Origin of the sequence: Agromyces italicus DSM 16388 (assembly GCF_000421545.1) — a bacterium.
GTDB lineage: Bacteria > Actinomycetota > Actinomycetes > Actinomycetales > Microbacteriaceae > Agromyces > Agromyces italicus.
This window is the reverse complement of sequence record NZ_ATXF01000004.1, coordinates 162351-181966: the sequence shown is the minus strand read 5'-3', so window position 1 is coordinate 181966 and position 19616 is coordinate 162351. Positions and strand designations below refer to the sequence as shown.

At 69.9% G+C, this 19616-nt stretch carries 21 protein-coding genes and 2 tRNA genes; 16 read left to right on the top strand and 7 right to left on the bottom strand.

From position 1 onward, the window contains the following. The first annotated feature begins 4 nt into the window (after positions 1-4). The 4 genes from pepN to H516_RS17625 are packed head-to-tail and all read left to right on the top strand — an operon-like array spanning position 5 to position 5873. Positions 5-2584: an aminopeptidase N gene (pepN, locus tag H516_RS0101230; protein WP_022887910.1), complete on the top strand. Its 2580-nt coding sequence runs from the start codon at positions 5-7 to the stop codon at positions 2582-2584. Positions 2585-2595: 11 nt separating this feature from the next. Then, entirely contained in the window at positions 2596-3738 is a 1143-nt protein-coding gene (locus H516_RS17630) for a mechanosensitive ion channel family protein (RefSeq protein ID WP_084620165.1), read from the top strand. Next, positions 3735-4121: a globin gene (locus H516_RS0101220; RefSeq protein ID WP_026378284.1), complete on the top strand. Its 387-nt coding sequence runs from the start codon at positions 3735-3737 to the stop codon at positions 4119-4121. Before H516_RS17630 ends, H516_RS0101220 begins: the two co-directional genes overlap by 4 nt. Before the next feature lie 39 nt (positions 4122-4160). After that, a complete protein-coding gene (locus tag H516_RS17625) occupies positions 4161-5873 on the top strand; it encodes an FAD-binding dehydrogenase (RefSeq protein WP_022887909.1) in 1713 nt (570 codons plus the stop codon). Positions 5874-6012: 139 nt separating this feature from the next. On the opposite strand, the gene H516_RS0101210 is transcribed toward H516_RS17625, so the two are convergent. Then, the gene (locus H516_RS0101210; RefSeq protein ID WP_022887908.1) at positions 6013-6693 is read right to left on the bottom strand and encodes a DUF8185 domain-containing protein; all 681 of its coding nucleotides are present in this window, start codon (positions 6691-6693) and stop codon (positions 6013-6015) included. Between the two features lie 91 nt (positions 6694-6784). Here H516_RS0101210 and H516_RS0101205 point away from each other — a divergent pair, with 91 nt between their 5' ends. The 3 genes from H516_RS0101205 to H516_RS0101195 all read left to right on the top strand — a co-directional run bounded on the left by H516_RS0101205 (position 6785) and on the right by H516_RS0101195 (position 8766). After that, on the top strand, positions 6785-7660 hold the full coding sequence (locus tag H516_RS0101205) for an acyl-CoA thioesterase (RefSeq protein WP_022887907.1): 876 nt from the start codon (positions 6785-6787) through the stop codon (positions 7658-7660). A 93-nt stretch (positions 7661-7753) separates the two neighbouring features. Further along, positions 7754-8239, top strand: a complete 486-nt coding sequence (locus tag H516_RS0101200) for a Rieske (2Fe-2S) protein (protein WP_026378283.1) — start codon at positions 7754-7756, stop codon at positions 8237-8239. Positions 8240-8256: 17 nt separating this feature from the next. Continuing rightward, entirely contained in the window at positions 8257-8766 is a 510-nt protein-coding gene (locus H516_RS0101195) for a hypothetical protein (RefSeq protein ID WP_022887905.1), read from the top strand. 36 nt (positions 8767-8802) lie between these two features. On the opposite strand, the gene H516_RS0101190 is transcribed toward H516_RS0101195, so the two are convergent. From H516_RS0101190 to ssb, 4 genes are all read right to left on the bottom strand, one after another. Further along, the gene (locus H516_RS0101190) at positions 8803-9282 is read right to left on the bottom strand and encodes an acyl-CoA thioesterase (protein ID WP_022887904.1); all 480 of its coding nucleotides are present in this window, start codon (positions 9280-9282) and stop codon (positions 8803-8805) included. Between the two features lies 1 nt (position 9283). After that, positions 9284-10966, bottom strand: coding sequence for an energy-dependent translational throttle protein EttA (gene ettA, locus H516_RS0101185; RefSeq protein ID WP_026378282.1), 1683 nt, complete (start codon positions 10964-10966; stop codon positions 9284-9286). 53 nt (positions 10967-11019) lie between these two features. Beyond that, positions 11020-11514 (bottom strand): DUF6993 domain-containing protein, encoded by a 495-nt coding sequence (locus H516_RS0101180; protein ID WP_022887902.1) that lies wholly within the window; start codon positions 11512-11514, stop codon positions 11020-11022. 89 nt (positions 11515-11603) lie between these two features. Continuing rightward, entirely contained in the window at positions 11604-12164 is a 561-nt protein-coding gene (gene ssb / locus H516_RS17620; protein WP_022887901.1) for a single-stranded DNA-binding protein, read from the bottom strand. A gap of 224 nt (positions 12165-12388) precedes the next feature. Between ssb and H516_RS0101170 the strand changes: the two genes are divergently transcribed. The 3 genes from H516_RS0101170 (at position 12389) to H516_RS17610 (ending at position 14500) form a co-directional block, all read left to right on the top strand. Further along, positions 12389-13396, top strand: a complete 1008-nt coding sequence (locus H516_RS0101170; protein WP_022887900.1) for an aldo/keto reductase — start codon at positions 12389-12391, stop codon at positions 13394-13396. A gap of 71 nt (positions 13397-13467) precedes the next feature. Then, positions 13468-13719 carry a hypothetical protein gene (locus H516_RS17615; protein WP_022887899.1) on the top strand — a complete coding sequence of 84 codons (252 nt, stop codon included), beginning with the start codon at positions 13468-13470 and terminating at the stop codon, positions 13717-13719. Between the two features lie 94 nt (positions 13720-13813). Beyond that, positions 13814-14500 carry a hypothetical protein gene (locus tag H516_RS17610; RefSeq protein WP_022887898.1) on the top strand — a complete coding sequence of 229 codons (687 nt, stop codon included), beginning with the start codon at positions 13814-13816 and terminating at the stop codon, positions 14498-14500. A 7-nt stretch (positions 14501-14507) separates the two neighbouring features. On the opposite strand, the gene nadE is transcribed toward H516_RS17610, so the two are convergent. Further along, the gene (gene nadE, locus H516_RS0101155; RefSeq protein WP_022887897.1) at positions 14508-15329 is read right to left on the bottom strand and encodes an ammonia-dependent NAD(+) synthetase; all 822 of its coding nucleotides are present in this window, start codon (positions 15327-15329) and stop codon (positions 14508-14510) included. A gap of 134 nt (positions 15330-15463) precedes the next feature. Between nadE and H516_RS0101150 the strand changes: the two genes are divergently transcribed. The 6 genes from H516_RS0101150 (at position 15464) to H516_RS0101125 (ending at position 19322) form a co-directional block, all read left to right on the top strand. Continuing rightward, a complete protein-coding gene (locus H516_RS0101150; RefSeq protein WP_022887896.1) occupies positions 15464-16681 on the top strand; it encodes a cation:proton antiporter in 1218 nt (405 codons plus the stop codon). 30 nt (positions 16682-16711) lie between these two features. Continuing rightward, a tRNA-Arg gene (locus tag H516_RS0101145) sits at positions 16712-16787 on the top strand. Between the two features lie 44 nt (positions 16788-16831). Further along, a complete protein-coding gene (gene orn, locus H516_RS0101140; RefSeq protein ID WP_022887895.1) occupies positions 16832-17458 on the top strand; it encodes an oligoribonuclease in 627 nt (208 codons plus the stop codon). Positions 17459-17502: 44 nt separating this feature from the next. Continuing rightward, positions 17503-17578 (top strand) — tRNA-His (locus tag H516_RS0101135). A gap of 75 nt (positions 17579-17653) precedes the next feature. Beyond that, positions 17654-18040, top strand: a complete 387-nt coding sequence (locus tag H516_RS0101130; protein ID WP_051138648.1) for a metallopeptidase family protein — start codon at positions 17654-17656, stop codon at positions 18038-18040. 25 nt (positions 18041-18065) lie between these two features. Beyond that, complete coding sequence (locus tag H516_RS0101125; protein WP_022887893.1) at positions 18066-19322, top strand: serine hydrolase family protein; 1257 nt, start codon at positions 18066-18068, stop codon at positions 19320-19322. Positions 19323-19331: 9 nt separating this feature from the next. On the opposite strand, the gene H516_RS0101120 is transcribed toward H516_RS0101125, so the two are convergent. After that, the gene (locus tag H516_RS0101120) at positions 19332-19589 is read right to left on the bottom strand and encodes a hypothetical protein (RefSeq protein WP_022887892.1); all 258 of its coding nucleotides are present in this window, start codon (positions 19587-19589) and stop codon (positions 19332-19334) included. Positions 19590-19616: the final 27 nt, after the last annotated feature.

The window sequence follows — 19616 nt, the reverse complement described above, 5'->3', positions numbered from 1 at the left end:
GTCCATGCCTGCTGCCAATCTCACCCGCATCGAAGCCGAGGAGCGGGCGGCGACCGTCGGTTCTGCGAGCTACGAGGTCGTGCTCGACCTCTCGGGCGACGGCGAGACGTTCCGCAGCGAGACGACGGCCCGGTTCACAGGCGTCGCCGGCGCTGCGACCTTCATCGAGGCGAGCACCGAGCGGGTGCACGAGGTCGTGCTCAACGGGCGCACGCTCGACCCCGCCGAGGTGAGCGACGGCACCCGCATCAGGCTCGACGGGCTCGCCGCCGAGAACGAGCTGCGCGTCGTCGCCGACGCCCGCTACACGAACAGCGGCGAGGGCCTGCACCGCTTCGTCGACCCGGTCGACGGCGAGACCTACCTGTACACCGAGTTCGCCGTCGCCGAGGCGAATCGCGTCTACGCGGTGTTCGACCAGCCCGATCTGAAGGCGGGCGTGCGCTTCACCATCACCGCGCCATCGCACTGGAGCGTGCTGTCGAACGCACCGTCGCCCGAGCCGAGCCCGGATTCGACAAGCTCAGCCGGCGGACGGGCCGCCACCTGGGCGTTCGAGACCGGGCCCGTCATCTCGAGCTACATCGTCGCGATCATCGCCGGCCCGTACGCGAGCCGGCGCGGCACCGCGACGAGCGTCGACGGCCGCGAGGTACCGCTCGGACTCTTCACCCGCGCCTCGCTCGCCGAGTACGCCGACCCCGAGATGATGTTCCAGACGGTGCAGGCCGGGCTCGCGTTCTACGAGCAGGCTTTCGGCGTGCCCTACCCGTACGGCAAGTACGACCAGATCTTCGTGCCCGAGTACAACTGGGGCGCGATGGAGAACGTCGGCGCGGTCACCTTCAACGAGTCGTACCTGTTCCGCTCGCGCGTCTCCGACGCCCGTCGCGAGCAGCGCGCGATCGTCGTGCTGCACGAGCTCAGCCACATGTGGTTCGGCAACTCGGTGACCATGAAGTGGTGGAACGACCTGTGGCTCAACGAGTCGTTCGCGACGTGGGCGTCGACCCTCGCGACCTCGCAGGTCACCGAGTTCACGGGCGCCTGGTCGACCTTCGCGAGCGATGAGAAGACGCACGCCGCCGAGCAGGACCAACTGCCCTCGACCCACCCGATCGTCGCCGAGATCCGCGACCTCGAAGACGTCGAGGTCAACTTCGACGCCATCACCTACGACAAGGGCGCCTCAGTGCTGAAGCAGCTCGTCGCGTGGGTCGGGCTCGAGGCCTTCCAGCGCGGCGTCGGCGCATATCTCGCCGCCAACGCCGGCGGCAACGCGACCCTGCGAGATCTGCTCGACGAGCTCGAGCGGGCGAGCGGGCGCGAGCTCACCCGGTGGTCGCAGCTCTGGCTCGAGACGGCGGGCGTCAACACATTGCGTGCGATCGTCGAGCAGGATGCTTCGGGCACGATCACGGCCGCCCACCTCGAGCAGACGGCGGCGCCGTCGCATCCGACCCTGCGGCCCCACCGTCTCGCCATCGGCGGCTACGTCCTCGGCGACGCCGGTCTGACCCGCTCCTTCCGCGTCGAGCTCGACGTCGACGGCGCGCGCACCGAGCTACCCGAGCTCGTCGGCGAGACCAAGCCCGACCTCCTCCTCGTGAACGACGACGACCTCACGTACGCGAAGGTCCGGCTCGACGCGCACTCCTTCGACACGGCGGCGCACCACCTCGCCGAGCTCGCCGACCCGGTGGCCCGCGCCGTCGTGCTCGGGTCCGCGTGGGACGCCGTGCGCGACGCCGAGCTGCCTGCGGCCGCGTTCGTGCGGCTCGTGCTCGCCTCGATCGGGCACGAGACCCAGTCGTCGGCCCGCGCGCTCGCCCTCGGCCGGCTCGAGCTCGCCCTCGGTCGCTACCTCGCCGACGAGCACCGCGAACGCCTCTCCGACGAGGCGGGGGACGCGATCTGGGCACTCGCCGAGCTCGCACCCGCGGGTTCCGATGCGCAGTTGCAGTTCGTGAAGGCCTTCACCCGCCTCGCGACGACGGCCGCGCACGGCGACGTGCTCGGCAGCCTCCTCGAGGGCACCATCGCGCTCGACGGGCTCGAGATCGACCTCGATCTCCGCTGGGAGATCGTGATCGCGCGTGCCGCGCTCGGAGCCGGCGACGACGCGGAGCTCGCTGCGGCGCTCGCCGCCGACGACACCGCGAAGGGGCGGCAGCTCGCCGAGACCGCGCGCGCCGCGCGCCCCGATCAGGCGGTGAAGGATGCCGCGTGGCGGCGAGCCATGACCGACACGACCCTGTCGAACGACCTGGCGCGCGCGATCGCCGAGGGCTGGCGTCGTACGGGCTCCCCCGAGCTCCTCGCCGGTGTCGCGCACGAGTACCTCGACGCGATGCCCGGCGTCTGGGAGGGTCGCTCCTACAACATGGCGGCCATCCTCTCGACGCGGCTCTTCCCGAGCCCGATCGTCGACGCCGGGCTCGCCGATCTCACCCGCGCCTGGCTCGCCGAGCACCCCGAACCGGCGTCGATGCACCGCATCGTCTCGGAGCACCTCGCCGAACTGGACCGGGCGCTCGCCGCGCGTGCCCGCGATGCCAGCGAGCTCTCGGGTGGGGCTCAGTAGACTTGCCAACCATGTTCGGTTTTGCAGAGCCCGCCGTCGATGATTCCGGAGAGAACCCGGTCAGCGGTGATTTCTGGGCGGGCATCGCGACGTTCTGGGCCGACAACTGGGACGTGATGCTCGGCAAGCTGATCTCGATCGTGATGATCATCGTGATCGCCCTGCTGATCCGCTGGGTGCTGCACTTCGTCATCGAGCGGGTCGTCAAGCAGATCGTCACCGGCGTCAAGAAGAAGCAGGACGTCACCGACACCCAGGCGCTGCAGGCCTCGCCGCTCGCCGCCGTTCGCGTCGTGCAACGCACCCGCACCCTCGGCACGGTGCTCACGAACATCGTCAACGTGACCCTGTTCGTGGTCGTCGTGCTGCTCGTCGTGAACACGATCAACTCCGAGATCCTCGGCTCGTTCGCGCTGCTGACCGCGGCGATCGGCGCCGGCCTCGGCTTCGGTGCGCAGAACATCGTGAAAGACGCGCTCAACGGTCTGTTCATGGTCGTCGAAGACCAGCTCGGCGTCGGCGACGTCGTCGACCTCGGGCCGGCCACAGGCATCGTCGAAGAGGTGCGCATCCGCATCACGGCCGTCCGCGACGTGAACGGCACGCTCTGGTTCGTCCGCAACGGCGAGATCCTGCGGGTCGGCAACATGTCGCAGGGCTGGGCGCGGGTCATCATCGACCTCGCCGTGCCCTACGACGCCGACGTCGAGACCGTCGAGACCGCGCTGCTTCGCACCGCGACCGAGATGGCGCACTCGGGCAAATGGCGTTCGCGCGTGCTCGAGAAGCCCGAGGTCTGGGGGCTGGAGTCGATCTCGGCCGAGGCGATGGTGCTCCGGGTCGTCATGAAGGTGCGGTCCTCCGCGAAGGACGATGTCGCCCGTGAGCTCCGGATGCGATTGAAGCACGCGCTCGACGAGATGGAACTGAAGCTCCCGAGCCTCGCGAGCGTCGTGCTGACCGGCTTCGACGGCGCGACCCGCGTCAAGGGCGCGAAGCCGCCGCGCACCGCGCCGAACTCGGTCGTCGCGGGGCAGCCCGTGAAGAAGCCGAAGAACCGGGCGCCTCGCCTGCCCCGCACCACGGGCGGCAGCGCGAGCGACGCAGGAACGACGCCGAAGCCCCCGACCTCGCCCGACGGAGGCGCAGCATGACCGAGATCCAGTCGTTCTACGAGCAGGTCGGCGGCAGGCCGACCTTCGAGAAGCTCGTCGCAGAGTTCTACCGCGGCGTCGCCGATGACCCGGTGCTGAAGCCGATGTACCCCGAAGAAGATCTGGGGCCCGCGGCGCTGCGGCTCCAGCTCTTCCTCGAGCAGTACTGGGGCGGACCGACGACGTACAGCGAGGAGCGCGGCCACCCGCGCCTGCGACTGCGCCATCAGCCCTTCACGGTGAACCCCGACGCCCGCGACCGCTGGCTCGCGCACATGCGCACCGCGGTCGACTCGCTCGAATTGCCACCCCTCGCCGAAGAGACCCTGTGGGATTATCTCCAGCGGGCCGCCTTCGCGATGGTGAACACCTTCGACGCCTGACGACCCACCGCCACCACCCGAAGCGACGAAGGAGTCACTGTGGCCGTAGCAGCATCCACCCCCGATGCGATCGTCGTCGGGGCCGGCCTCGCCGGCCTCGTCGCGGCATCCGAACTCGTCGACGCCGGCCGCCGCGTCGTGATCGTCGACCAGGAGCCCGCGGCGAGCCTCGGCGGGCAGGCCCACTGGTCGTTCGGCGGCCTGTTCCTCGTCGACTCGCCCGAGCAGCGGCGCATGGGCGTGAAGGACTCGCTCGAACTCGCCCGACAGGACTGGGAGGGCACCGCGGCGTTCGACCGCGACGAGGACGAGTGGGGGCGGCGCTGGGCCGAGGCGTACCTCGAGTTCGCCGCGGGCGAGAAGCGCGCGTGGCTGCACGAGAAGGGCGTTCGCTTCTTCCCGGTCGTCGGGTGGGCCGAGCGCGGCGCCGGGCAGGCGATCGGCCATGGCAACTCCGTACCGCGGTTCCACATCACCTGGGGCACCGGGCCCGGTGTGCTCGCGCCGTTCATCGCCCGGGTGAAGGCCGGTGAGGCCGCAGGGCTCGTCGAGTTCCGCCACCGCCATCGCGTCGACGAGCTCATCGTCGAGGGCGGTGCAGTGGTCGGCGTCCGCGGCGCGGTGCTGGCGGCCGACGACGCAGCTCGAGGCGAGGCCTCGAACCGCGAGGTCGTCGGCGACTTCGAGCTGCGTGCCCCCGCTGTGGTCGTCTCATCGGGCGGCATCGGCGGCAATCACGAGCTCGTGCGCGCGGCGTGGCCGGCCCGGCTCGGCGAACCGCCCGCCGAGATGCTCTCGGGCGTGCCCGCTCACGTCGACGGACGCATGCTCGGCATCGCCGAGGCATCCGGCGCGCGTCTCGTGAACGGCGATCGCATGTGGCACTACACCGAGGGCATCACCAATTGGGACCCGGTATGGCCGCTGCACGGCATCCGGATCCTGCCCGGTCCCTCATCGCTCTGGTTCGACGCAGAGGGGCGCCGCCTGCCGCCGCCGCTCTACCCGGGCTTCGACACCCTCGGCACGCTCGAGCACCTCGCGGCGACGGGGCACGGGCACTCCTGGTTCGTGCTCACCCAGAAGATCATCGAGAAGGAGTTCGCGCTCTCAGGCAGCGAGCAGAATCCCGACCTCACCGGAAAAGACCTGAAGCTGCTCGCCCAGCGCGTCAGGCGCGGAGCGCCCGCACCGGTCGAAGCCTTCAAGGAGCACGGCGTCGATTTCATCGTCGCCGACACCCTCGATGACCTGCTCGAGCGGATGCGCGCACTCTCCCCCGAGGCCCCGCTCGACACCGCGAACATCGAGCGCGAGGTGCACGCGCACGACCGCGAGATCGAGAACGAGTTCACGAAAGACCTCCAGATCACCGCCCTGCGCGGAGCACGCAGGTATCGCGGCGACAAGCTCATCCGGGTGGCGACCCCGCACCGATTCCTCGACGCGGAGGCCGGGCCGCTCATCGCCGTGAAGCTGCACATCCTCACCCGCAAGAGCCTCGGCGGCATCCAGACCGACCTCGACTCGCGCGCGCTCGGCGCCGACGGCGCGCCCGTTCCCGGGCTGTACGCCGCCGGCGAGGCGTCGGGCTTCGGCGGCGGCGGCGTGCACGGGTACCGCGCGCTCGAGGGCACCTTCCTCGGCGGATGCCTCTTCACCGGCCGTGCAGCGGGGCGGGCGATCGCTTCCGCGGGTCGAGGAGCGAGCGAAGCGAGCGTCTCGAGACCCCGACCGAGGCGAGCGGATTGAGGAGGGAGCGAAGCGAGCGTCTCGAGACCCCGACCGAGGCGAGCGGATTGAGGAGGGAGCGCAGCGAGCATCTCGAAATCCCGATCCATGCGGCAGGTTTCGAGACGTCGCTTCGCTCCTCCTCAACCAGCTGAGGGCACTAGGACTTCAGCGTCCACGGCTTGCGCCGCACGAGCACGTGCCCGCGGCGCGAGGAGAGCCTCGTCCACGGGCCGGTCTCGAACAACTGCACGGGGTCGTCGCCGAGGAACCCGAGGCTGAAGGCCGCGAACGCCGCTCCGGTCGGCAGGTACTCGACGCCCTCGACACCCCGGCCCCACACCTCGGAACGAACGCGCTGCACCAGCTGCTCGCCGGTGCCCGCGGGGATCGCCTCGGCGACCTCGTCGATGCCCGCGCGCGCCGCGGCTTCGAGCACCGAGGCATCCGCTTCGCCGAGCGGGCGCCAGCCGCCTCGCGGCGGCGAGATGCCCGCCCAGGTGACGGTGTTCACCTCGGGCGGCCGCGACATCGAGATCGGCCGCGACTCGTCGCCTTCGCCGAGCTCGCCCCGGGCGCGCACGATGCGCTCGACGAGCGAGCGCATCGGCACCACCGAATCGAACTCCTCGGTGTCGGCGAGTGCGAAGGTGCGGAGGCCGAGCACGGTCGGGCTCTCGTCGAGGATGCCCCGCGGATAGAGGATCGCGGTGTAGACGGCGAGGATTCCGGAGCCGGCGATCAGACGCACCGACCCGTCTTCGACGCGGGCGGCCCGTTGCAGATACGTGTGCAGATCGCCGAGCGACAGGCTGTCGGCGAGCGTGAGTCGTTGAACCATCTCCTGTCTAAACTACCAAGTGAGCGGGGCTGTTCCGTCTGACCCGCGTTCCACGGCGCCGGCGGCGGCCGCCCACCGACACGGAGGAACGATGAACGGACCCATCGACGGCCTGCTGAGCACGTTGAACCTCACCGACACCGGTGCGCGCACCACTGAAGACATCTTCACCGGCCCGTCGCAGTGGATGCCGCTCGGGCGTGTCTTCGGCGGTCAGGTGCTCGCCCAGTCGATCGTGGCCGCCCTGCACACCGTGCCCGACGACCGCAACATCCATTCGATGCACGGGTACTTCCTCCGCCCGGGCGATGTCGCGCACCCGATCACCTTCTCGGTCGACCGCATCCACGACGGGCGCTCGTTCTCGACGCGCCGCACGCAGGCCTACCAGCACGGCGAGCCGATCCTCTCGCTCATCGCCTCGTTCCAGACCGACGACGACGGTGTCGAGCACCAGCTCGACATGCCCGACGGGCTGCCCGACCCCGAGTCGCTGCCCTCGACGGCCGACGTGCTCGGCGAGTTCGATCACGACGTCGCCCGATACTGGTCGAACGAACGAGCCTTCGACGTGCGACACGTGCCGTCGCCGATCTACCTGAGTGTCGACGGCGACCGCTCACCCCACCAGGCCGTGTGGATGAAGGCCTTCGGCCGCCTCCCCGACGACCCGAAACAGCACCGGGCGGCGCTCGCCTATGCGAGCGACTACTCGATCCTCGAGCCGGTGCTGCGCGCGCACGGCATCGCCTGGGCGACCCCGGGCCTCAAGGTCGCAAGCCTCGACCACGCCATGTGGTGGCATCGCGACGCCCGCGTCGACGAGTGGCTGCTCTACGTGCAGGAGTCGCCCTCCGCGAGCGGCGGCCGTGGGCTCTCGCTCGGCCGTGTCTACACCCGTGACGGCGTGCTCGTCGCGAGCGTCGCCCAGGAGGGCATGGTGCGGGCACCCGCACCGCACGGCTGAGCGATTGCTGTGCAATCCCGGCGCCGGGCGCGTCGGTGCCCCACAATGGTGGCAGGGGCGCTCGCGCGCCCGGGCGGGCGAAGGAGTTCGGCAATGACGGAACCCAGCGATCTCACACGACGTGCTGTGCTCACCATCGGTTCGGTCGGCGCGGTCGGCAGTGCCCTCACCCTCGCCGCATGCGCCGCGGATGACTCGGGCGGCAGCGCGAGCCCGAGCATCGATCCACCGAGCGATGAGGATCCGACCGCCACGACCGGCCCCGAGCCCGACGCTCCCGCCCTCGGCGACGATGTCGGGGCTCTCGCCGACGTTCCGGTCGGCGGCAGCATCGACGCCACCATCGACGGCGAACCCGCGCTCATCGCCCAGCCCACGTCGGGGCAGGTGGTCGCGTTCAGCGCGATCTGCACGCATCAGCAGTGCGTCGTCGCCGCGGCCGGCGAGGAGTTCCATTGCCCGTGCCACGGCTCGATCTACGAGGCAGCCACCGGCGAGGTGGTGCAGGGCCCTGCCATAGACCCGCTGACCCCCATCCCCGTCGCCGTCTCGGGCGACCGGATCGTCACCGCTTCCTGAGGCCCGGGTCGAGCGCGATGGAGTACAGTTTCGAGGGTCTCCCCCTCCACGTGCTGCTCGTGCACGCGGTCATCGTGCTCACGCCGCTCGTGGGGCTCCTGCTCGTCGTGCTCGCCGCCTGGCCGGCCGCGCGACGGGTCCTCTGGCTTCCCGCCCTCGTCGGCGCGGTGCTGCTCGTGCCGCTCGGGCTCGTCACCGTCGAGGCCGGCAAGTGGCTCGAGGCCCGCGTGCCGGAGGCTCCCCTCATCCAGCAGCACACCGGCATGGGCGAAGATCTCACCCCGTGGCTCATCGGGGTGCTCGTCGTCGCGGCCCTCATCGCGGCGTGGGCGCTCGTCGAGCGCGCGGACGCCCGGCGCACGAATTCCGGGCTGTCGCGAGGACTCCGCATCGGGGTGGCCGCGGTGCTCGTCATCGCATCGCTCGTCGTCGCGGTCGGCTCGACCGCGACCCTCGTTCGGATCGGCGAGGCCGGCAGCCGCGCCGTCTGGGAGGGCACATTCAGCGAAGACCCGCTCGAACGCTGACGCGCGGAGACCTCGATTTCGGCCTCCGGCGAACGCTCAGCGCCGACGGAAGCCGATCGACTCCTCCAGGTACGGCGTCCAGGCGTCGCGCTCCTCGTCGGTCATGCGCCGGGGCCGCTCGGTCGCGGCGTCGACGAGCACGATGGTCGTGACCGCCCGCGTGTAGCGAACCCGCGGCTCGACGCCCGCCGGCGAGAACACCTCGTAGCAGACGTCGAGGCTCGCGCCGCCCATATGCCCGATCCAGAGCTCGATGTCGAGCGGCAACCGCTGATACGGGATCGGCGCGAGGTATTCGATCTCTTGGCGGGCGATCAGCGTGATCGTCGTCGACCCGGGCGTCGCGTCGATGACCGCCGTCGATGCGCCCACCGCGTGCTCGGCCGTGCCGTGCTCGTCGACCCAGAACGCCTGGATGCGAGCCTCCTCGAGGAGACTGAGCATCCGGGCGTTGTTGACGTGCCCGTAGGCGTCGAGGTCGCTCCACCGCAACGGGGTGGGCACGTGCAGTCGCAAGTCAGTCTCGCGTGAGCTTGCGGTACGTCGAGCGATGCGGCTTCGCGGCGTCGGCGCCGAGGCGCTCGACCTTGTTCGCCTCGTACGCCTCGAAGTTGCCCTCGAACCAGTGCCAGTTCGACGGGTTCTCCTCGGTGCCCTCGTAGGCGAGGATGTGCGTCGCGATGCGGTCGAGGAACCACCGGTCGTGGGTGATGACCACGGCGCAGCCCGGGAACTCGAGGAGGGCGTTCTCGAGGCTCGACAGGGTCTCGACATCGAGGTCGTTGGTCGGCTCGTCGAGCAACAGCAGGTTGCCGCCCTGCTTGAGCGTGAGCGCGAGGTTCAAGCGGTTGCGCTCACCGCCTGAGAGGATGCCGGCGCGCTTCTGCTGGTCGGGGCCCTTGAAGCCGAACGTCGAGACGTAGGCGCGGCTCGGCACCTCGACCTTGCCGACCTGGATGTAGTCGAGCCCGTCGGACACGACCTCCCAGAGCGACTTGTTCGGGTCGATGCCGCCACGGGTCTGGTCGACGTAGGAGATCTGCACGGTCTCGCCGATCTTCACCGAGCCGCCGTCGCTCGGCTCGAGGCCGACGATGGTTTTGAAGAGCGTGGTCTTGCCGACGCCGTTCGGGCCGATGATGCCCACGATTCCGTTGCGAGGCAACGAGAAGCTGAGGCCGTCGATGAGCACCCGGTCGCCGAAACCCTTCTTGAGGTTCTTGACCTCGAGCACGATGTCACCGAGGCGGGGACCTGCCGGAATCTGGATCTCCTCGAAGTCGAGCTTGCGTGTGCGCTCGGCCTCGGACGCCATCTCCTCATACCGGGCGAGGCGCGCCTTCGACTTGGCCTGGCGGCCCTTCGCATTCGAGCGGACCCACTCGAGCTCCTCCTTCAGGCGCTTGGCGAGCTTCGCGTCCTTCTTGCCCTGGACGGTGAGTCGCTCCTGCTTCTTCTCGAGGTAGGTCGAGTAGTTGCCCTCGTAGGGGTAGAGCCGGCCTCGGTCGACCTCGCAGATCCACTCGGCGACGTGGTCGAGGAAGTACCGGTCGTGGGTGACGGCGAGCACCGCGCCGGGGTACTTGGCGAGGTGCTGCTCGAGCCAGAGCACGCTCTCGGCGTCGAGGTGGTTGGTGGGCTCGTCGAGGAGCAGCAGGTCGGGCTTCTGCAGCAGCAGCTTGCAGAGCGCGACACGACGCTTCTCACCGCCCGAGAGCACCGAGACCTGCTCGTCGCCCGGAGGGCAGCGCAGCGCGTCCATCGCCTGCTCGAGCTGGGAGTCGAGATCCCAGGCGTCGGCCGCGTCGATCTCCTCCTGCAGGGTGCCCATCTCGGCGAGCAGCGCGTCGAAGTCGGCGTCGGGCTCGGCCATGAGCAGCGAGATCTCGTTGAAGCGGTCGAGCTTGGCCTTGATGGGGCCGACGCCCTCCTGCACGTTCTCGAGCACGGTCTTCGACTCGTCGAGCTCGGGCTCCTGCATGAGGATGCCGACCGAGTAGCCGGGGGTGAGCTTCGCCTCGCCGTTCGACGGCTGGTCGAGGCCGGCCATGATCTTCAGGATCGTCGACTTGCCGGCGCCGTTCGGGCCGACGACGCCGATCTTCGCCCCGGGAAGGAACGCCATCGTCACATCGTCGAGGATGACCTTGTCGCCCACCGCCTTGCGCGCGCGAACCATCGAGTAAATGTAATCAGCCAAGATCTTCCCTCAAACCCCATGCGGTAGCGGCCGAACGCGGCCCGCCGTGTCGCCTACCAGTCTATGGGGCGAGTCTCGCCGACGAGACAGTCGCCGGTGCCGAGCGCGGGGCGCACCGCGCCGTGGTAGCCGCCCGACTTCGGACCGTACTGCCCGATGAGGCACTCGTCTTGGAAGAGCACGGCGAACTGCACCGAGTCGGCGTCGAGGTCGATCGTCGTGCGATCGGCCGTGACCTCCATCGCCGTCTTGTCGAAACCTGCGGCGACGAGCGCGTCGATGAAGTCGCGGCCGCCCGCCTCGGCGTTCGCCGCGACCACCGCGGTGTTGACGGAGTCGAAGAACGCCAGGTTCTCGGAGGCCGAGAGCTCGGGCCGTAATGTGGGCGGAGCACTCGGCGTCGGGGCCGCCGATTCGGTCGCCGACGGGCCGCCTGAGGCGGACGGCGACGGGCCCGGCCCGCCGAACAGGCTGCACCCGGCGAGGCCGAGGGTGAGCGCAGCTGCGGCGAGCGCGAGCGCCGCCGTGGTCCTGTTCCGCCGTGCCATGCTTCCCCTCACCGCGGTGTCGACCGCCCGAGCCGAGTCTAAGCGGTCGACGCCGCTCGGCACCGGGCGGCCGTCGCCGCCGGCGAGGCTCAGAAGCGCCCGGCCTCGGCGAGCTCGGAGACCTCGTGCGGGTCGTCGTTCGCGGCCTCGCCCTCGAGCCACGTGGACGCCGCGGGTTCGCCTTCGCGGTCGAACTCTCCCGACTCGATCGGGTCATCCTCGACCTCGACCTCGACCTCGGCCTCGGCCTCGGCCTCGGCGCCAGTCTCGGCCGCCTCGGCGGCCGGCTTGGAAGCCTGCACCCGCGCGTAGGTGCTGACGCACCACGCGAGGTCGTGCCCGATCGCGTCGGCCTCGATCTCGACGGAGGTGCCCGACTTCGTGGCGGTCTCCCACGCACGCTGACGGAGCCGCCCCTGCACGATGACGCGCTCGCCCTTGCGGATCGACAGGCTCGCGTTGCGGGCGAGCTGCCGGAACGCCGAGACGCCGTACCAGTTGGTCTCGCCGTCCTTCCACTCGCCCTTGGCCCGGTCGAAGAAGCGCCGGGTCGACGCGACGCGGAAGGACGTGATCACGAGTCCGTCGCCGGTCACGCGCTGCTGGGGGTCGGTGCCGACGACGCCGGTCACCGCGATGGTGTCGCTCATGTGTACTCCTCGGTCTGGCGCCGCCGCGGATCGGCGACTCGTGGCTCCGGGACGGCCTCGTGCCGGACACCGCCCCGGAACCACGTGCCCCAATGCTCGGCCCAGGCACGGGGCATCCGAACCCCTGCCGTCGTTCTGTGCATCGATGCGATGCAGGCCGGGCTGTCGAGGAGAGATGGCGGATGCGCAGGTCGCGCCGCCGAACACGGCTCTAGAGTGGCGGGATGCCCTACATCGCCGCCCCCGAACGCTACGACCGCATGCGCTACAACCGAGTCGGCCGGAGCGGCCTGAAGCTGCCCGCCCTCTCGCTCGGGCTCTGGCACAACTTCGGGCACGATCGCCCTTTCGAGACGCAGCGGGCGATCGTGCGACGCGCGTTCGATCTCGGCATCACGCATTTCGACCTCGCGAACAACTACGGTCCACCGCACGGGTCGGCCGAGGAGAACTTCGGTCGCCTGCTGGCCGGCGACCTCGCCCCCTACCGTGATGAGTTGATCGTCTCGTCGAAGGCCGGGTACGACATGTGGCCGGGACCGTACGGCGAGTGGGGGTCGCGCAAGTACCTGCTCGCCTCGCTCGACCAGAGCCTCGGCCGGCTCGGGCTCGACTACGTCGACATCTTCTACTCCCACCGCCCCGATCCCGAGACGCCCGTCGAAGAGACGATGGGGGCGCTCGCCACCGCTGTCAGGCAGGGCAAGGCCCTCTACGTCGGCATCTCGAACTACGGCCCCGACGAGACCAGGGCGGCCGCCGCCGCGCTCGCGGCCGAGGGCGTGCCCCTGCTCATCCATCAGCCGCGGTACTCGATGTTCGACCGGCATGTCGAAGACGGGCTGTTCCCCGCGCTCGACGAGGCGGGCGCAGCGAGCATCGTCTTCTCTCCGCTCGCGCAGGGGCTGTTGACCGACCGCTACCTCTCGGGCGAAGTTCCCGCTGGTTCGCGCGCGGCGACGAGCCGGTTCCTGCCCCCTGAACGGATCAGCGCCGACTACCTGGAGCGGGCGCGGGCACTCGAGGCCATCGCCCGCGAGCGCGGGCAGTCGCTCGCACAACTCGCGCTCGCGTGGGTATTGCGGGAGCCGCTCGTGGCGAGCGCCCTCGTCGGCGCCTCGAGCGTCGCGCAGCTCGAGCAGAATGTCGCAGCGCTCGACGCCGCGCCGCTGACGATCGAGGAGATCGAGCGGATCGAACCGTTCGCGGCGCAGGACACTGCGCTCGGCTGAGGATGTCGGTGGCACGGCCTAGTCTCCGAGGACACCCCCGCAGGGCCGGCTGCGACGTCGAGAGGAGCATCATGACACCCACGCCGCAGCCGCGCGTCCGAGAGGCCTTCCCCGTCGAAGTACCCGGTCTCGCGTTCACGCCGGCCGCGCCCGGGCTCTGGCGTGTCGCCCGAGCCGACGGCTCGGTGCTCGGCCATGTCGAACACCGAGCCGTCGGCGAGGGCGGCCGGTTCGCGGCGCGCCGACTCACCGCCGGCACTCTGCGCACGACAGAGATCGGCGAGTTCTGGTCGGCCCGCGAGGCCGCCGAACTCTTCCGCTGATCCGACCGCGCGCCGCGATCCGGGGCGCGCCGCGATCCGGGGCGCGCCGTCGGGGCTCGATCTCGCACGACCCGCTCGGGGGTAGCCTGCCGCCATGCAGTGGTGGAACGACCTCATCTCCTGGCTCACCTCGAGCGAATCGCAGTCGACGGTGTTCGCCGCCGTCGTGCTCTTCGTCTCCGTCCTCGCAGCCGGGCTGCTCGCCGCCTGGATCTCGAGCGCGGCGGTGAAACGCGTCGTCGCGCAGCGCGATCGCGAGGCGAAGAGTGCCGCGATCGCGGCACTCGTGGATGCGGCGACCGAAGCCTCCGTGTGGAACTCGCTCACGCCCCAAGAGCAGGTGCTCGCCGACCGCACCGTCGGTCAGGCCGACATCCTGGTGCGGCTGCTTCCGATCCGCGGATCGGACGTCGCCGCCAACTGGTCCGCGCACCAACTGCACGAGCTCAAGCGCGCCTCATCGACCTTCGGTTACCAGCTCGATCCCGCCGTGGTCGAGTTCCGCGACCGTCTGCTCGACTGGCAGCGGCGCCCGTCGCGCACGAAGCGCCAGTTCCAGAACGACCTCATGCGGTGGCGCACCCAGCGCGACGAAACCCCCGAGCAAACGACGATCGACGAGCAGGAGGCCTGGGTCGCGCAGCAGCACCACGACCGCTACCGGGATGCCGTGACGATCGGCGACACGAGCGGGGCGTCGACCGCCCCGACGCCGACGATCGCCACCGAGGCCACCGGCCCGACCGCGACGACGATGCCCGCCTCCGACGCGACCCGCTGATCGAAGTTCAGCGCCACCACTCGTCGAACATCGACACCGGCACGGTGCGCTTGTGGCGCGTCTGCAGGAACCGTGCCTCGAGCCTCTCGGCCACCTGCTCGTCGATCTCCTCGCCCTCGAGGTAGGCATCGATGTCCTCGTAGCGCAGCCCGAGATTCGCCTCGTCGGACTGGCCGGGCAGGCTGTCGAGCAGATCCGCGGTCGGCACCTTGAGGTACAGGCGCTCGGGAGCGTCGAGCTCCATGAGCAGCGCTCGTCCCTGCCGCTTCGTGAGCCCCGAGAGCGGCAGCACGTCTGCCCCGCCGTCGCCGAACTTCGTGAAGAAGCCCGTGACGGCCTCCGCGGCGTGATCGGTGCCCACGACCAGCAGCGCGCCCTCGCCGGCGATGGCGTACTGGGCGACCATGCGCATCCGGGCCTTCACGTTGCCCTTGCCGAAGTCGCTGATCGGCTCGCCGAGCGCGGTCTCGAAGTCGGCCGCGACACCGTCGACACCGCCCTTGACATTGAACACGACGGTCTCCTGCGGCTCGATGAACTGGAGGGCGAGCTGGGCGTCGTCCTCGTCGCGCTGCGCCCCGTACGGCAGTCGAACCGCGACGAATCGCGCCTCGACGCCCTCGTCGACCAGTTCGTCGACCGCGATCCGGCAGAGGCGCCCCGCGAGTGACGAATCCTGACCGCCGCTGATGCCGAGCACCAACCCCTTCGCGCGCGTCACGCGCACGTAGTCCTTCAGGAATTCGACGCGTGCGCGCGCCTCGGTGGGCGGGTCGATGGTCGGGCTGACGTTGAGCTCGGCGATGATTCGCGCCTGCAGGTCTCGCATGCCCCGACGATACCGTCGTCGTGTTTCGCGGAGGAAACATGAGCTGCGAGCCTCCCCGGGATGCCCGTGCGCCGGATGCGCGAGGAGCCGTTCCACTAGCATCACGTCAGGGATGCGCCCGTTCAGGAGGTCACGTGGAAGTCTCGATCAGCACGATGGTGCTCGTTCCTGCGATCGCCGTCGTCGCGCCGCTACTGGTCCGCGGGCTCGGCAGGTGGATCGCGATCCCGCTCGTCGTCTTCGAGATCGTGCTGGGGCTGCTCCTCGGTCCGGCCATGCTCGGCTGGGTCGTGCCCGACGAGTTCATGGGCCTGATCGCCGAATTCGGTCTGGCCATGCTGTTCTTCCTCGCGGGCAACGAGATCGACTTCCGGGCCATCCGTGGCCGGCCGTTGAACCGGGCTGCGATCGGGTGGATCATCTCGCTCGCCGCCGGAGTCGGCATCGCCGCGCTGTTCGCGCCCGACCTTCCCGCAGCGGCCTTCATCGGCATCGCGCTCACCTCGACGGCGCTCGGCACGATCATGCCGGTACTGCGCGACTCCGGAGACCTGACCACGCCGTTCGGCATCTCGGTGCTCGCGCTCGGCGCAGTCGGCGAGTTCGGTCCGTTGCTCGCGATCTCGCTGTTCCTCAGCGGGCGCTCACCGCTCGTCGCCGCGATCGTGCTGGTCGGCTTCGCGGTCGTCGCCGGTTTCGCCATCTGGTTGGCGGCCAAGGGTGCGGGCAAGCGCATGCACCAGGTGATCACGGCGACCCTGCACACGAGCGGGCAGTTCGCCGTGCGACTGGTGATCTTCGTGCTGCTCGCCCTCGTTGCCCTCAGCATCGTGCTCGACCTCGACATGCTGCTCGGGGCATTCACCGCCGGCGTGCTCTACCGTCTGCTCCTCGTCGGCGCCCCGAAGCACGATGCGGAGGCGATCGAGTCGAAGCTCGAGGGCGTCGGATACGGCTTCCTCGTCCCGATCTTCTTCATCAACACGGGCGTCACCTTCGATCTCGAGGCGCTCTTCGCCGACGGCCGCACGCTCGCGATGCTGCCGGTCTTCGTGGTGCTCCTGCTCGTGATCCGGGGCATGCCCTCGCTCCTCGCCGCTCCGGCGGGCTCCTCGCCCCGCGACCTCACCGCGACCGCGCTGTTCGGCGCCACCGGCCTGCCGATCATCGTCGCGGTCACGGCGATCGGCGTCGATGAGGGCGACCTCGCGAGCGGGACGGCCGCAGCGCTCGTCGGCGCCGGCATGATCTCGGTGCTGCTGTTCCCCCTCATCGCCCTGCTCTTGCGGGGGCGCGGCGGCTCGCGCGAGCGCACCCGCACCGACGACGTGCAGGTGCCCACCGAAGGGTGAGCCGCGGCGCCCGGTATGCTTGGCGAGACCGCCCCCGTAGCTCAGCGGATAGAGCAGGAGCCTTCTAATCTCTTGGTCGCAGGTTCAATTCCTGCCGGGGGCACCACAGCTCGCGAGAGACGTGTCGGCGCGCCCCGGTAGACTCGCCGCATGGCTTCTTCGAGCGACCGACTGGTCTGGATCGACTGCGAGATGACCGGGCTCGACCTCGAGGTCGATGAGCTCGTCGAGATCGCGGTTGTGATCACCGACTACGATCTCAACCCCGTCGATGCGGGGCTCAGCATCGTCATCAAGCCCGACGCGAGCGCGCTCGAGTCGATGGGCGAGTTCGTCCGTCGCATGCACACCGAATCCGGGCTCATCGAAGCGATCCCGAACGGGGTCAGTCTGGCCGACGCCGAGTACCAGGTACTCGAATACGTGTTGCAGCATGTTCCCGACGAGCAGAAGGCCCCGCTCGCCGGCAACTCGATCGGCACCGACCGGGCGTTCCTCACGAAATTCATGCCGCGGCTCGACGCGCACCTCCACTACCGCAACGTCGACGTCTCCTCGATCAAGGAGCTGGCCAAGCGCTGGTTCCCGCGCGCCTATTTCAACGCGCCGGCGAAGAACGGCGGCCACCGCGCGCTCGCCGACATCCTCGAATCGATCCGCGAGCTGCAGTACTACCGTCGCGCCGTCTTCGTCGCCGACCCCGGGCCGGCGAGCCACGAGCTCCAGTCGCTCGCCGCCGAGGTCGTCGCCGAGTTCGAGCAGAAGCAGAAGGTGTAGTACGCTCTTCTAGTTGCCAGATCGTCACGGCGATCCGACACATGGTGGGTATAGCTCAGTCGGTAGAGCGCCTGGTTGTGGTCCAGGAGGCCGCGGGTTCAAGCCCCGTTACTCACCCCAAGTCCGCGAAGCGCGGGTCCGATGCGGGCCCGCGCTTCGCGCTTTCGCTCGGCCGAAGCCAGACCAACGGACTGCATGGCCGACGGGCGCAACGCACACCGACGGAGGAGAATCGTGGAACTCGATGCCGAGGCCTTCGAAGCGCTCGTGGTCGAAGAACTCGACCAGCTGCCGGACGACATGGTCGACGGGCTCGAGAACGTGGTGTTCGTCGTCGAGGATCGCCCCGAGGACGGATCGCTCGATCTCCTCGGCCTCTACGACGGCTTCGCGCTCACCGAGCGCGACCGGTACGGCTTCGGCGAGATGCCCGATCGCATCATCCTCTACCGCGAGTCGCTGCTCGCCATCTGCGAGGACGAAGGCGAACTGCGCGACGAGATCCATGTGACTCTCGTGCACGAGATCGCCCACTTCTACGGCATCGACGACGACCGGCTGCACGAGCTGGGCTGGGCGTGATTCGGGCACCGTTACGCTGATCTCCATGACTCTCTCCCCCGGCCGGATCGTCGGAGTCGCGCTCGGCGCCGTCGCGATCCTCGCCATCGGCGTCTACGGCCCGGCGATGCTCCTCGGCCCGCTGCCCGAAGCCACCATCCGCGTCGATGCGGCATCTGCGGCGACGGGCGGGCCCGGCGCGCCCGTCGTGCTCCCCGACGCCGGTGCGAGCGCGCTCGCGATCGTCGGCGACGACGGAACGGCCGAGACGCTCGCCGTCGGCGGCGCCGTCGGGGCCGTGCCGATCGGCGGCGCGGCGAAGCTCATCGCGGTGCTCGCGACCCTCGACTCGCTGCCCCTCCCCGCGAGCGGGCCCGGCCCCGCGATCACGATCGGGCCCTCCGATTACACGAACTACCTCGACCATGTGAAGGACGGCAACCGCACGCTCCAGGTCTCGCCCGGCGACTCGTGGACGGAGCGCGACGTGGTGCGCGCGACGCTGCTCGCCTCGAGCAACAACCACGCCGACACCCTCGTGCGTTGGGCATTCGGCAGCGCCGAAACCTACGTCGTCGAGGCGAACGCCTGGCTCGAAGCCAACGGATTCGACGCGACCAGGGTCGCCGACGCCACGGGGCTCTCGGCCGACAACGTGGGCACCGCCGAGGAGCTCGCGCGCCTCGGCGCGCTCCTCTACGCCGACCCGGCGCTCACGGCCATCGTGACGGCCCCCGGGGCAACCGATTCGACGGCACGCGGCGTGCCCGATGTCATCGACCATCTCCGAGAGGCGGGCGTGCGCGCCCTCTCCCGCAGCTACACCGACCAGGCGGGCGTCTGCTTCATCTTCAGCACGGTCCTCCCGTCCGCCGACGGCGGGGAGCCCACCCGCGTTACCGGGGCGATGACGATGATGCCCGACTACGAGACGCTCGACCCGGCGGTCACCGAGGCCGTGACGTCGGTGACCGCGGCCGCCCAGCCGGTCATGGTCATCACCGAAGGAGACGAGTACGGCACCGTCACCACAGCCTGGGGCGACTCGGCTGCGCTGATCGCGCGCACAGGGCGCACGGATGCCGCATGGGGCAGTGACCCGGGCGAGGCATCCGTCGCCGTGGAGCCGTTCTCGACCGCGACCGCCGGGCGCGCCGTGGGCACCGTGACGGTGCCGACCGCCGACGGCGACATCCGCAGCGAACTCGAGCTGTCGGCCGACATCGACGACCCAGGACCGCTGTGGCGCCTCACCAATCCGGCGCCGCTCATCGCGGCGTTCTTCGCGGCGCAGCCGAGCTGATCGATCGCCTCAGTCGTTCTCGTCGTCGGACTCGACGGGGTCGGAGTCGTCCGCATCGAATCGGAACCTCACCCGGAGCTCGCCGTTGACCTGACGTTCACCGACGGCGTCGTACCAGAACAGCGATTCGAGACCGTCGACCGCGGCGACCATGCCGATGCGCCGCTCGGCCTCGCCTCCGACGAGGGCGCGATGGTCGAACTCGCCCTCGAGCGGTCCGTCGATGAACTCTGCGACGTACTGGGCGCCGACCGAATCTGCACTCATGTGTCCACCGTAGCCCTCAGCACGGGT